At 58.0% G+C, this 14,192-nt stretch carries 10 protein-coding genes and 1 rRNA gene; 9 read left to right on the forward strand and 2 right to left on the reverse strand.

Features of this window, described 5'->3' with window-relative positions; translation table 11 throughout:
• The first annotated feature begins 6 nt into the window (after positions 1-6).
• The 8 genes from rrf to nagZ all read left to right on the forward strand — a co-directional run bounded on the left by rrf (position 7) and on the right by nagZ (position 9,660).
• Positions 7-123: ribosomal RNA gene (gene rrf, locus J3351_RS11170) — 5S ribosomal RNA — on the forward strand.
• A 253-nt stretch (positions 124-376) separates the two neighbouring features.
• Positions 377-3,409 (forward strand): right-handed parallel beta-helix repeat-containing protein, encoded by a 3,033-nt coding sequence (locus J3351_RS11175; protein ID WP_207697753.1) that lies wholly within the window; start codon positions 377-379, stop codon positions 3,407-3,409.
• 163 nt (positions 3,410-3,572) lie between these two features.
• Positions 3,573-4,466, forward strand: a complete 894-nt coding sequence (locus J3351_RS11180) for a D-alanyl-D-alanine carboxypeptidase family protein (RefSeq protein ID WP_242699395.1) — start codon at positions 3,573-3,575, stop codon at positions 4,464-4,466.
• A gap of 85 nt (positions 4,467-4,551) precedes the next feature.
• Positions 4,552-5,283: a YkgJ family cysteine cluster protein gene (locus J3351_RS11185; RefSeq protein WP_242699396.1), complete on the forward strand. Its 732-nt coding sequence runs from the start codon at positions 4,552-4,554 to the stop codon at positions 5,281-5,283.
• A gap of 164 nt (positions 5,284-5,447) precedes the next feature.
• A complete protein-coding gene (locus tag J3351_RS11190) occupies positions 5,448-6,473 on the forward strand; it encodes an ABC transporter substrate-binding protein (protein WP_207697756.1) in 1,026 nt (341 codons plus the stop codon).
• Between the two features lie 163 nt (positions 6,474-6,636).
• Positions 6,637-7,584, forward strand: coding sequence for an ABC transporter permease (locus J3351_RS11195; protein ID WP_098922117.1), 948 nt, complete (start codon positions 6,637-6,639; stop codon positions 7,582-7,584).
• Positions 7,577-8,371, forward strand: a complete 795-nt coding sequence (locus tag J3351_RS11200; RefSeq protein WP_207697757.1) for an ABC transporter ATP-binding protein — start codon at positions 7,577-7,579, stop codon at positions 8,369-8,371. The genes J3351_RS11195 and J3351_RS11200 overlap by 8 nt, the downstream gene beginning before the upstream one ends.
• A 110-nt stretch (positions 8,372-8,481) precedes the next feature.
• Positions 8,482-9,660 (forward strand): beta-N-acetylhexosaminidase, encoded by a 1,179-nt coding sequence (gene nagZ / locus J3351_RS11205; protein ID WP_307862862.1) that lies wholly within the window; start codon positions 8,482-8,484, stop codon positions 9,658-9,660.
• Between the two features lie 71 nt (positions 9,661-9,731).
• Here the strand turns inward: nagZ and J3351_RS11210 are convergent, their stop codons facing one another.
• Together J3351_RS11210 and J3351_RS11215 are read right to left on the reverse strand one after the other, a co-directional pair.
• The gene (locus tag J3351_RS11210) at positions 9,732-10,820 is read right to left on the reverse strand and encodes a sugar kinase (protein WP_035395021.1); all 1,089 of its coding nucleotides are present in this window, start codon (positions 10,818-10,820) and stop codon (positions 9,732-9,734) included.
• Between the two features lie 278 nt (positions 10,821-11,098).
• Positions 11,099-12,019: a 4Fe-4S cluster-binding domain-containing protein gene (locus tag J3351_RS11215; protein ID WP_207697759.1), complete on the reverse strand. Its 921-nt coding sequence runs from the start codon at positions 12,017-12,019 to the stop codon at positions 11,099-11,101.
• 134 nt (positions 12,020-12,153) lie between these two features.
• Here J3351_RS11215 and J3351_RS11220 point away from each other — a divergent pair, with 134 nt between their 5' ends.
• A complete protein-coding gene (locus J3351_RS11220; RefSeq protein ID WP_207697760.1) occupies positions 12,154-14,160 on the forward strand; it encodes a fructose-1,6-bisphosphatase in 2,007 nt (668 codons plus the stop codon).
• Positions 14,161-14,192 lie beyond the last annotated feature (32 nt).

The following is a 14,192-nucleotide window of genomic DNA, read 5'->3' on the forward strand; positions in this document are numbered from 1 at the left end:
ATATTGGTCGGTGACGATGACGGTGAGGTTCCACCTGTTCCCATTCCGAACACAGAAGTTAAGCTCACTCGTGCCCAAGATAGTTCGCTGGAAACGGCGCGTGAAAATAGGTAGTCGCCGACTTAAATGAAACCCCTGAGGAAGAAATTCCTTGGGGGTTTATTGTTTTTGTGCGGTACTTTCTTTCACTGGCAAAGAAATTGCCAAAGGTTTCTATTTCTGCCTGATTTTTTCGTACGGTGTGCTATCATAAGGCTGGAAACGCTTTTGGGAGAAACGCGTTCCCATGCAAAAAACAGTTGACAAAGGATCGGCCTGCTGTTTGACCACCACTTTTCGATCATGTGAGCATGAACTGGAAAGGAGCAGAAGAAAAATGACAAACAAGAAATTCAAGTTGGCAGCAATGTCGCTGGCCACTGCGGTTGCAGTGAGCACGGTTGGCCCCAGTGCTTCTGCGGTGACGTATTATCTGGGCGATGGCAGTGTAACTGTTGACCAGGATGAGAATCGTGGTGCGTACAGTTATCAGGGTGAGGACGGCAGTGAGGAACACCGTACCTACGTCAATGAGGATACACCGGATAAAGGTACGATCTACGTTAAGGACGGCAACGCGCCAGAAGTAGTCCCGCCAACCACTGATAACTCCAACAATGGCACAGAGGAAACCACACTGACGGATACTACCACAGATTCTTCTGGCAACAACACAGTGAACAGTTCCATGTCTGAGACCACAACTGAAAACACCATCACGGTCAAGGAAGATGTGAAAGATGCAACCATCGTGGTTGAGGGTGTGAATGTAGATACCAGTGATACCAGCACCCAGACTGACACCCAGGCTGAAGTGTCCGCAGATGCCAAAGAAGATAAAACCATCATCAAAGTGGGCGAGGGTGCAGATGTTGACCTGACAGTCAAGGATTCCAACCTGACCACCGGCGGCCATGGCATTGATATTGGTGTGAATCTGGATGACAAAGATGATAACAAAGGAGCTAACGTTGACCTGACGCTGGATAATACCAAAATCAATCTGACCGAAAAAGATAACACCGCAGGTATTGTTGCACGGGATCACTCCAAGGTGGACGTCACATTAAAGGGCGAAAACACCATTGATGGCAAGAAAGCCTTGGAGGATGCCGCCCAGGAAGCAGAAGAAGCGAAAAAAGAAGGCACGAGCAGCCCCAACCGCAATGTGGAAGGCATCCGCGTGGGCGGCGAAAACGCAGGTGATGACAGCAGTGGCGAGGGTGCGTCCCTGACCATCAAAGGAGACGAGACCAGCGACCAAGGCTCTCTGAACATTGACCATACTTCTACCGGAATGGTGATCTCTAACGATTCTGATGTGACCTTGACGGACAATGCCGATGTGGATATCAAGCACACAGAAGCAGGTTCCACTACGCAGGGTGGCCGCGGTATCGTACAGCGGGGTGACCTGGCCATAGAGGACAACTCCAGCCTGACAATCGACACGGTGCACCGAGGTGTTCACAAAATCGATAACGATCAGGGCGGCTTGAGATACGATAACAACGGGCATGGCATCGACAGCACCGCTGGTATCACTGTGACAGATGACAGTACCCTGGAAATTAAGGGAACAGATGGTTCTGCAATCTACGGCGGAACCGGTTCCAGCCTGACCGTAAAGGACAGCACGCTGGACATCGACGGCAATGGCAAGGGCATCGACTATGAGAGCGGTGCCGGGAACATCACCTTCGAAGATTCCAAGGTGGATATCAACAGCAATGGCATGGGCATTGCCGTTGCTCCCGAAGGCGGCACCAACATCACCTTTGACAACTCCACCGGAAGCGTCAGTGCTCAGAATGGTACTGCCATCTACGGCCCCGAGAGTAACGGAAAGGGAAAACTTACCGTTACCAACAAGAGCGAGGTCAAATTGGAAGCTCCCACTGGCATCTACGCTGGTTTTGATGAAGTAGAAATCAGCGGTAAGAGCAAGGTAACCTCCATAGGCAGTGTTGGTATGATGTTTGTTGGCGGTCAGAGTGGTGCGACCAAACTGCATGTTACCGGAGAGAGCGAATATAATCTGCAAATGGAGGGTTATGCTCATGCTCTGCGTGTTAACCTAAGCAAGAATCCAAGCAGTATTCTGGTTGATCAAAATAGCAAGTTGCACCTTTCGCAGGCTACAAAAGGCGCAAGCGCTATTGTTCTCGGTAACGGTGCAACTCTTACCATGGATAACGGCACTCTTATCACTGAGGGCAATTTCCTCAAAGGTATCTATTCTCTGGGCAGCAACTCCACCACTACCATCAAGAACGGCTCCCATGTGGATGTGAACTCTATCGTAGGCACTAAGAGTGACAAGGGACAGAAGCTCATCGTTACCGGCGGTACGCTGACCTATGACTACAAGGCCGACAACACCCTGTGGCCGGAGAACGAGCAGGGCGACAAGCTGACCAATTTCCTGCTGACCAAGGATGATGCCCACGCAAACTTCGATGCCCTTTCCTATAAAGGCCAGACCTATACCTACCTCTCTGACCTGAACAAGGAGACCGGGAAGCAGTATCTCTCCGTGTGGGTGCCCGCCGCCGCACTGAACTATATGCTGGATGTGGACGGTTCCCACGACCCGGAGATCATCGGCAAGGTGCTGGAAGAGCTGAAGCAGGCCGGATACAATTTCGACACTGCCTACCAGACCGCTGAGAATGGCGATCAGGTCGTTATTCTGCGGGATATGGTGGTGAACGGTAAGAGCCTGAACTTCACCAAGACCACCGATGCAGAGGGCAACACCAAGCTCATCTGGGGCAACTACGAAAAGCAGGCAGATGGTGCCCCCAACGCTTATGACATGGTCTATGGCACCGAGTACGAGTATGAGGGCAAGACCTATACCATCGTCTGGGGTTATGAGAGCCAGAACAACCCCAACACCACCGCAGCAGCGGGCGTGCTGGATGCTTTTGGCCCGGATTCCAACGTGAAGGTCACCGGCGAGAACATCGATGGCACCGACTCCGCACAGTACACCGTGACCATTTACGGCGCTCTGCGGGAAGTGACCGACCCTGTGATCCCCACGAACCCGAAACCGGAAACGCCCGAGGACTCCGATCCTACTCCTCCGGCTCCGGCTCCCACTACGCCGACCACCCCGGCAGTGCAGGATGCACGGCCCACCACTCCCGCCGTGGAGCAGGCAGTTGCTAAGACCACGCCCGCCCCGGAGACCCCCGTGAACCCGCCGGTACAGGATGTCCGCCCGGAGAGCGGCAAGCTGATCCAGACTGGTACCACCAACTGGATGGCAGATGTTCTGGTGCGTGCAGGCGGTGTTCTGCTGGCTGCCGGTTATCTGCTGGAGCGTAAGCGCAAGAGCATGTTCCATAAGGCACAGCACTGAACACACTTCTGTAAATGACGTAAAATGGTAAAATATTAAACTGGCTTGGGGCCGCTGCACAAATTTTTGTGGGGCGGCCCCACTTTTTGCAGAAAAAGGCGCTCTCGTCCCGTATTAAGGGATGAAAGCGCTTTTGAGTTTGCAAAAAAGGATGAGAACGAGAATGAAAACTTCACCGCACCGCCGGAAGCACCGGCGCAGAGCCTTCCGGCGGCTGTTCTGGCTGCTGGTGCTGGCGACCCTGCTTCTGCTGTTGTGGCCCCGGCGGGTCACGCTGGATGGGCTGAACAGTCCCCATGCCATTTTACTGCGGGCCGACAGCGGAGAGGTGCTGGCCGAAAAGGATGCCGACAGCACGATCTATCCGGCTTCCATGACCAAGATGATGACGGCGTTGCTGGCCATAGAAGCAAACCCGGACCTCGACACGCCCGTGACCCTGCCCGAGGAGATCTTTCCGGCTCTGCAGGCCCAGAATGCCTCGCTGGCGGGGTTTCAGCCCGGGGAAACGGCCACGGTGCGGGATCTGCTGTACGGTGCCATGCTGCCCTCGGGGGCCGAGTGCTGCGAAGCGCTGGCCCGGGAGGTGAGCGGCAGCGAGGAAGCCTTTGCGGCCCGGATGAACCAGAAAGCGGCAGAGCTGGGGATGACTGGCACGCATTTCTGCAACCCCACTGGTCTGCACGACCCGGAGCATGTTTCCACCGTGCGGGATATGGCCCGGCTGACAGAAGCAGCCCTGCAGAACGAGACCTTCCGCAAGCTGTTTACCACGGAGCGATATACCGTTCCGGCCACCAACTGCCACCCGCAGGGGTTCACGATGCACAGCACCCTGCTGAGCCAGCTGGACGGCACAGAGCTGCACCGTGGCCGGATTCTGGGTGGTAAGACCGGTTACACCGGGGAAGCAGGGCTCTGCCTTGCCAGTCTGGCCGAGGTGAAGGGCAGGGAATACATTCTGGTCACGGCCGGGGCAGGGGGAAACCACAGCACCGCGCCCTACCACATCGAGGATGCCGTAACGGTCTACCGCCGTGTGAGCCGGGGGTCCTGAACAGGGGAGCGGATGCGCTCCCTTTTTCTGTGCCCGGCTTTGTGGTACAATGGAACAAAACCATTCACAGAACAGGAGAACCATCATGCTCAAGGATTCACAGGTCGATCTCTGCGGCCGCACCGATTTTACCCGCACTGCGCCCCTGCTTGCCCGGGACGAGGCGTTTTCGTTTGCCTGCGCGGGCTGCGGCGGCTGCTGCCGGGGGCGGGAGGATATCGTGCTGTCGGGCTTTGACCTGTGGCGCATTGCGGCCCGTCTGCGCCTGCCGCCCCGCACCGTGGCCCGGGCGTTCTGTCGGGGGAGCATCGGGCGGGTCAGCCACCTGCCGGTGCTGCGGCTGGCCCCGCTGAAGGAGGAGCGCGGCAACTGCCCCTTCCTCACCGGGAACCACTGCGCCATCCACGATGCCGAGCCGCTGGTCTGCGCCCTTTACCCGCTGGCGCAGGAGATCACGAAGGACGGTCAGGTATCCTACTTTTTGCAGCCCACCCAGTGCGGCGGGCAGGTCATTGCGGCAAGGGTGGGGGATTATCTGGCCCGTTACGATGTGCCCGCCCGGGAGGCCACCGATGTGCGCTGGGCGCAGGTGTGCATGGAGTTGGAGGATACCGTGGAGCGGCTGGAGGCTCTGTTTGAGCCGGTGTTTGCCCGGCGGATGCAGGAAAAGCTGTGGCAGGCGCTGTATTACCGGTACGACTTTGCAAAAGAGTACCGCCCCCAGCTGGAAGAAAATCTGCTCTGGCTGGACAGTGAGCTGAAAAAGCTCGAAGGGATGCAGATGCGGCACAGAACTATCGAAAAAAGTGATAGATAAAATTACTTTGATTGATAATTCGGGCTGTTTCCCGGTTGTTTTAGAGCGGAAAGTGTGATATACTTCACGAGTGTAAAGCGGCAGCGCGATACGATAGGCCGCTTGAATACTGGCTTTCATGCGGTGTCCTGCTGCCGCGAAAGTAGAATTGAGGGAGTAATATCATGCGTAAAATTTCTCGTCGTTCGTTCCTGTCTGCCGCCGCTGTCTGCGGCGCAGCTGCTGCCCTGACTGCCTGCGGCGGTTCCTCCAGCTCCACGGCTGCTTCTTCCACCGCTTCCTCTGCTGCGGCTTCTTCCGCAGCGGCTGACGGCCAGAAGTATACCGTTGGCATCTGCCAGCTGGTGGAGCACGCCGCTCTGGACGCTGCCACCCAGGGCTTTGAGGATGCTCTGACCGCACAGTTCGGCGAGAATGTCACCTTTGACTTCCAGAACGCTCAGAACGATTCCGCAACCTGCGCCACCATCGCCAACGGCTTTGTTTCCGCAGGCGTTGACCTGATCATGGCAAACGCTACCCCCGCCCTGCAGGCCGCACAGGCTGCCACCAACAGCATCCCCATTCTGGGCACCTCCGTCACCGAGTACGGTGTTGCTCTGGGCCTGACCGATTTCGATGGCACCGTGGGCGGCAATGTCTCCGGCACCTCTGATCTGGCTCCGCTGGATCAGCAGGCGGATATGATCACCGAGTGGCTGCCCGAGGCCACCAAGGTGGGCCTGCTCTACTGCTCTGCCGAGGCAAACAGCCAGTATCAGGTAGACGAGGTTCAGAAGTACCTTGAGGCCAAGGGCGTTACCGCTACCCAGTACGCTTTCTCTGATTCCAACGATCTGGCCTCTGTCTGCCAGAAGGCTGCCGACGAGAACGATGCAGTGTATGTCCCCACCGACAACACCTGCGCTGCCAACACCGGCATCATCGACGGCATCTGCCGCCCGGCCAAGAAGCCCGTGTTCGCCGGTGAGGAGGGCATCTGCTCCGGCTGCGGCGTGGCGACCCTGTCCATCAGCTACTACGATCTGGGCTACACCACCGGTGAGATGGCTGCCAAGGTTCTGACCGGTGAGGCCGATATCTCCACCATGCCCGTTGAGTATACCAACGTGACCAAGAAGTACAACAAGACCATCTGCGATGACCTGGGCATGACCGTTCCCGAGGGTTACGAGGCCATTGAGGAATAACAGGCGCTCAGTCTGCTTTGCAGAAAGCTCCCCTGATAGGGGCGCAGAGTTCACGCTGCAGTAACGAAGAGACTTTACAATAAAATCAGCGGAGAAGAGTGAATTTTGGCTCTTCTCCGCTTTCCCGTATCAGAAAAAAGTGTAGTTACAGGAGGAAAACGTTTTGGATATTCTTGCAAGACTTGCCAACCTGCCCGGTGCCTTGCCCGGTGCCTGTGCGCAGGGCCTCATCTGGGGCATCATGGCCATTGGTGTGTACCTGACCTACCGCATCCTGGATGTGGCTGACCTGACCGTAGACGGTTCCTTTGGCACCGGCGGCGCGGTCTGCGTTATGTGCCTGCTCTCCGGCATGAACGTCTGGGCAGCGCTCTTCATCGCCCTGCTGGCCGGTCTGGCCACCGGCCTTGTCACCGGTCTGCTCCACACCTTTATGGGCATCCCGGCCATTCTGGCTGGTATTCTGACCCAACTGGCCCTCTACTCCATCAACCTGAAGATCATGGGCAAGGCCAACCAGTCCATCAACGTGGACAAGTACGACCTGCTGATCTCCCTGCGCTGGGTCAAGGAGCTTGCCCTGCACAACCCCATCATCATGGTCATTCTGGTCAGCGCCGTGGTCATCGGCGTGCTGTACTGGTTCTTTGGCACCGAGCTGGGCTGCGGCATCCGCGCCACCGGTTCCAACCCCGCCATGAGCCGTGCCCAGGGCATCAACACCAGCTTCAATGTGGTGCTGGGTTTGGCTGTCTCCAACGGTCTGGTGGCCCTGTCCGGCGCGCTGCTGAGCCAGTATCAGGGCTTTGCCGATGTCAGCATGGGCCGTGGTGCCATCGTCATCGGTCTGGCCGCTGTCATCATCGGCGAAGCCCTGTTCAGCCGCATTTTCCACAACTTTGCCCTCAAGCTGGTGTCCGTCTCGCTGGGTGCCATCATCTACTACATCGTTATCCAGCTGGTGCTGACCCTCGGCTTTGACGCAAACCTGCTCAAGCTGTTGAGCGCCTCCGTGGTGGCCGTGTTCCTGGCCGTGCCCTATTGGAAGAGCAAGTACTTCGCAAAGCCCGCGGCAAAGAAGGCACAGAAGGAGGATGCAAAAAATGCTTGAGATCCAGAATGTTTCCAAGACCTTCAACGCCGGTACCGTCAACGAGAAAACGGCCCTGAATGGTTTGAACCTGAAATTGAACGAAGGTGATTTTGTCACCGTCATCGGCGGCAACGGCGCGGGCAAATCCACCATGCTGAACGCTGTGGCCGGTGTGTGGCCTGTGGACAGCGGCAAGATCATCATTGACGGCACCGATGTGACCAAACTGGGGGAGCACCAGCGCGCCGCCTACATCGGCCGCGTGTTCCAGGACCCCATGACCGGCACCGCTGCCACCATGCAGATCGAGGAGAACCTTGCCCTGGCCGCCCGGCGCGGTAAGCGCCGCGGCCTGAGGATCGGCATCACCAAGGCCGAACGGGAGCGCTACCGTGAACTGCTCAAGAGCCTGGACCTGGGCTTGGAGGATCGCCTGACCGCCCGCGTGGGCCTGCTGTCCGGCGGTCAGCGTCAGGCACTGACCCTGCTCATGGCTACCATGAACAAGCCCAAGCTCCTGCTGCTGGATGAGCACACCGCCGCTCTGGACCCCAAGACGGCGCTCAAGGTGCTGACCCTTTCGGCCAGGATCGTGGAGGAGAACCACCTGACCACCATGATGATCACCCACAACATGAAGGATGCAATCAAGTACGGCAACCGACTGATCATGATGCACGAGGGCCACATCATCTATGATGTCTCCGGGGAAGAGAAGAAGAACCTGCACGTCTCCGACCTGCTGGCCAAGTTCCAGATCGCGTCCGGCGGCGAGTTCGCCAACGACCGCATGATCCTTTCCTGATGCATTTCTGATATAGGAAATCCCCTCCGGTGTGCGTGCCGGAGGGGATCTTTGCATCTTGTGCACCTTTGCAGGGTGTGCTACACTGAGAGAAAGAGGAGGTGTCTCTCGTGCGAAAAATCATCCGGCGGGCAGCTGCTGTGCTGTTGTCTGCGGCTCTGCTGCTGACGGGAACGGCCTCGGCAGCAGCCCAGATTGACCCGGTAGAGGAACGGCTTGCTGCCATGTCTCTGCGGGAGAAGGTGGGGCAGCTGTTCGTGGTGCGGGTCGAGGCACTGGACCCCAGTGGACAGTCTGATAGCACAAGGCTGACCTGGGCAGAACGGCAGGGGCTGAAAAAGTATCCGGTGGGCGGCATTGTGGTGTTTCGGCAGAATGTGAAAAGCCCGGAGCAGCTGAAAAAGCTTCTGGCAGATTTTCAGGCAGCATCCGGGACCGGTCTGTTGACCGCCGTGGACGAGGAGGGCGGCAGCGTGGCCCGGCTGGCCAATGCTTCCGGCTTTGATCTGCCCCAATACCAGAGTGCCCAGGCAGTAGGTACAACAGGGGACCCGGCCAATGCCCGTGCCATGGGGCAGACCATCGGAGGCTACCTCAAAACCTACGGCCTGAATCTTGACTTTGCTCCAGTGGCAGATGTGAACACCAATCCGGCCAATACCGTGATCGGGAACCGAGCATTTTCGTCGGATCCGGCAGTGGCGGCACAGATGGTGGCCTCCGCTGTACAAGGGTTTCACGATGCGGGCATACTCTGCACACTCAAGCATTTCCCGGGCCACGGAGATACCGCAGAGGACAGCCACTACGGCACGGCCAGCAGCACCAAGACTTGGGCAGAGATGCGGGAGACGGAGCTGAAGCCTTTTGCGGCTGGAATCGCAGCTGGGGCTGACGTAGTAATGACCGCCCACATCACCACCCCCAATGCAACGCAGGACGGCCTGCCTGCGTCGCTCTCCTACACTATGCTGACCGAGCGTCTGCGGGGGGAGCTGGGCTTTACTGGGGTCATCTGCACCGATTCGCTGTCCATGCAAGCCATTCGTGACCACTATTCTGCAGCAGAAGCGGCTGTAGCGGCGCTGAACGCCGGGGCAGATCTTCTGCTGATGCCGCCCGACCTGCCGGAAGCCTTTGACGGTGTACTGGAGGCTGTGCAGAATGGAACCATCAGCGAGGAACGCCTCAACGAGAGCGTCCGCCGCATCCTGATGCTGAAACAGAAAGCCGGGTTGGAGCTTGACACCCGCACCCCGCTGGAAAAGATGCTGGATGTGTTTCTGTAAGATTGAAGCATAATAAGAAGATCCCCTCCGGTGTGCGCGTACCGGAGGGGATCTTTGCGTATAAAGGAATGTTACCGCTTGATGTCGTAGTTCATGTTCATCAGGTTGCGGATGGAGCTGACATCATCGGTGATGTTGGCATCGCCGTGGATGGTGTGCTTGATGGCGCTGCTTGCCACGGCAAAGTTGACCATATCCATAGCCTTATAGTTGTGCAGCATGGCGTAGATCAGGCCGCTGGCAAAGGCATCGCCGCCGCCCACGCGATCCAGAATGTTAAAGGTGTAGAGCTTGCTCTCAAAGGTGTGGCCGTCGTACCACATAAAGGCCTTGAGGCTGTTCTCGCTGCCGCTGTGGGCATAGCGCACATGGCGGGCAATGCACTTGAGGTTGGGGTAGCGGGCAATGAAATGCTGGAAGATCTCGTCCTGCTGCTCATAGCTGGGCTGCAGGGGCACGCCGTCCTTCCAGTCGCCCTTGCTGTGATCGTTGTCGTCCTTCCACAGGTGGTAGGGCTCAATGCCCAGCAGAACGTCAACGTAAGGCAGGCACTCGGTGCAGAAATCGCGGGCTTCCTCCCAGCTCCACAGGGTAGAGCGGAAGTTGCCGTCAAAGCTGACAGTCAGGCCCTTCTTTTTGGCCACCTTGAGCATATCGATGATGAGGCCGCGGCAGTTGGGGCCCAGTGCCGGGGTAATGCCGCTCAGGTGCAGCCAGTCGTAGCCGTCCAGCAGAGCGTCCAGATCGACCTGGGAGAAGTCATACTCGGTAATGGCACTGTGCTTGCGGTCGTAGATGACCTTGGAAGCGCGGATGCCGTAGCCAGTCTCCAGATAATAAGTACCCAGCCGGTTGGAGGGGGTCTCGTTGGGCTCGGTCAGGATCATGGGGGTGCAATGCACATCGTTGGAGCGCAGCCAGCGCACCGCGCTCTTGCCCAGGCTGTTGTTGGGCACTACGCTGAAGAAGGTGCTGTCCACACCCAGGTTGGCCAGGGCCAGTGCAATGTTGGCCTCGCTGCCGCCGTAGCTGGCTTCAAAGCTGGATGCCATGCGGATCTTTTCGTAGTTCGGCGGGGTCAGACGGAGCATGATCTCGCCGCAGGTGATAAATTTCTGGCCGTTGGGCTCGCTGCCGAGGATGGGATTGTAGTGTTCCATAACGCTCCTCCTAAAAAGTCGTTTCTGGGATCCATTTCATGTGAGAACACATTGTTGTATCCATTATACCGCACTGCGCACCGGATAGCAAGCAAATGCTGTTTCGGCCGAGAGAAAAAGAAAGAGAAATTTTGGTTGTTTTGACGAAAGAACCCCTCAGTCACCTGCGGTGACAGCCCCCCTAATAGTGGGGCCCTTGGCATTGCGTAAAGCCTTATGGTTTTGCCAAGGCCGCCCCTACTAGGGGCGGTGGCATCCCGCAGGGATGACGGTGGGGCTCACACCCCTGTCAGGTCAAAGCTGGGCGTATACTCTTCCTTTGCACTGCTCTTCTGCTGCATATAGCCAGAGCTGAGGCCCAGATCCATGGCGTAGTTGACCACCCGGCGGTATTCGTAGGTGGTGATGCGCCGCCCGATACCGTGGTCTGCCGCCTGATAGAAGGGGGTGTACTGGCTCATCACGCTGGGCAGGAAGCACCCGGGGTCGGCCTTGTTCCAAGCCGCCATCTGATCGAGCACGGCAAAGCTGTCGTCCACATGGCCGGGCAGGGCAAGGTGGCGCAGGATCACGCCCCGCTGCAGGATGCCCTCGCTGTCAAAAACAGGGTGTCCGGCCTGAGCCATCATGGCTTCAATGGCGGGCCTGGCCTGTGCAAAATAGTCCGGCGCGGCGGAAAGCTCTGCCGAAAGGGCAGGAGAAACATATTTCAGGTCGGCCAGCCAGATGTCGATGAAGCCGCGCCAGGCGTGCACGCTCTCCACGGTCTCGTAGCCGCCAGTGTTGCAGACGATGGGCAGATGCAGCCCCTGCGCCCGGGCCAGGTCGAGGGCGGCGATGATCCAGGGCCGCCACTGCCCAGGCGTGACAAGGTTGATGTTGTGGGCTCCCTGCGCCTGCAGGTCCAGAAAGATCTCGGCCAGGCGCTCCACGGTGATCTCCTTGCCCAGTCCCTCGGCGCTGATGGGGTAGTTCTGGCAGAAGTAGCACTTGAGGGTGCAGCCGGAGAAAAACACCGTGCCGCTGCCCCGGGTGCCGCTGATGCAGGGCTCCTCCCAGAAGTGCAAGGCAGCGCGGGCCGCTTTCAGGGTGCGGCCCGCCCCGCAGAAGCCCGTCTGCCCGGCGGCCCGGTCGGCTTTGCACTGCCGGGGGCAGAGAGTGCAGGCTTCCGGCACGGCAACAGAAATGGTTTTGGGCATAATATCCAAGTCCTTTGCAAAAGATTTGACAGAATTCCTTTCGTTTATTATACCATTTATGACATGGAATGTGGTATACTATGATAGAATATTATATATCATGCAAAAATACTACATATCAGACGGAGGATGTCATGCGCACCGAAAACGAGGAGATCCGGGATCATTTGAAATATCTCTCCCTGCTGGCACGGGATTACCCCTCGCAGGCGGCCGCCGCCAGTGAGATCATCAGCACCCAGGCCCTGCTCAAGCTGCCCAAGGGCACCGAACATTTTATGAGCGACCTGCACGGTGAAAACGAGGCCTTTGTCCACATCCTGAACTCGGCTTCGGGTGTCATCCGGGAAAAGGTGGACATCGTGCTGGGGGAGAGTGTGCCGGAACAGACCCGTGCAGAGCTGGCAACGCTCATCTATTATCCCAACGAGAAGCTGCCCCAGCTCAAAGCTGGGTGCGCGGATGAGGAAGCGCTTGACCACTGGTACACAGAGACCCTGCTTCAGCTCATTGATATCTGCCGGTTGGTGTCCTCCAAGCATACCCGGCAGCATGTGCGCTCCTGCCTGCCGTCCAGCTGCGGGTATATTCTGGATGAGCTGCTCCATGCCCACTTTGAGGACCACGACAAGGACCTTTATTATGGGCAGATCGTGGGCAGCATCATCGAAAATGGCCGCGCTGACCGGTTCATTGTCCGGCTGTGTGAGCTCATCAAGCGGCTGGCTGTGGACAAGCTTCACATTGTGGGGGACCTGTTTGACCGCGGCCCCCGGCCTGACATCATTCTGGACCGGCTCATGCGCCACCACCATGTGGATATCCAGTGGGGCAACCATGACGTGGTCTGGATGGGTGCCGCCGCCGGAAGTCCCATCTGCGTCTGCACCGTGCTCAAAACGACACTGGCCTACCACAACCATGCCATGCTTGAGGACTGCTACGGCATCAACCTGCGGCATCTGCAGCGGATGGCCGAGCAGTTCTACGGAAATGACGACCTGACCCTCTGGATGCCCCACACCGACGCGGCGCGCGGCCCTTACACCGAGGGCATGCTCCACCGCTGTGCCGTGATGCACAAGGCCGTGACCATTCTGATGCTCAAGATGGAGTGCAAGGTCATCGACCGCAACCCGGATTTCAAGATGCAGGGTCGGGATTTCCTGCAGCACATCGATTGGGAAAAGGGAACAGTGACCCTGAACGGGCAGGCATACCCCCTGCGGGACACCAGCTTCCCCACCGTAGATCCGGCAGACCCCGCCGCCCTGAATGATGATGAGCGGCTGGTGCTTCGCAAGCTGGTGGAATCCTTCCGGCAGAGCGAGCGTTTGCAGCAGCATGTGGAATTTTTGTATGCCAAGGGCAGCGTTTACCACATCGAGAACGGCAACCTGCTCTACCACGGTGTGGTGCCCATGACCAAAAACGGCAGCTTTGCCGTGGAGCGGTTCGAGGGACACAACTACTCGGGCCGCGGTTTGATGGACTACTGTGACGAGCGGGCACGCCGCGGCTACTTTGCCCCCGAGGGCAGCGCTGCCCGGCGGAGCGGTCAGGACTTTTTGTGGTATCTGTGGTGCGGCAAGCTGTCGCCGTTGTTCGGCCGCAGCGCCATGACCACCTTTGAGCGGCTGTATATTGCCGACCCCGCCACCCACGAGGAAGTCAAGGACCCCTATTATACATGGTACAATGAAGAGGCCGCCTGCCGCCGCATCCTGGCGGAATTCGGTCTGCCCGGCACCAGCCACATCGTCAACGGCCATGTGCCGGTGCGGGAGAAGAGCGGCGAGAGCCCCATCAAGGGCGGGGGCCGTCTGGTCGTCATTGACGGCGGGTTCTGCCGCGCCTACCATGAAAAGACCGGCATTGCAGGGTACACGCTGGTGTACTCCAGCCGCACCATGTCTCTGCGGACCCATCAGCCCTTTGTCAGTGCCGAAAAGGCCGTGAACGAAAACATCGACATCGTGTCGCAGAAGAACATACTGGAAACGGAGAACCACCGCATTCTGGTGGAAGAGACGGACGAGGGAGAGATCCTGCGGGAGCGGGTACACGACCTGAAGCAGCTGGTCAAGGCATATCAGCTGGGCTGGATCAAGGAGACCTGCAGCGAGGATTGCGTCTGGTAAGGGGCGCTGATTGTAAAATTTTTGAAATAAGA

Origin of the sequence: Faecalibacterium sp. Marseille-Q0746, assembly GCF_017377595.1 — a bacterium.
Lineage (GTDB): Bacteria > Bacillota > Clostridia > Oscillospirales > Ruminococcaceae > Faecalibacterium > Faecalibacterium duncaniae.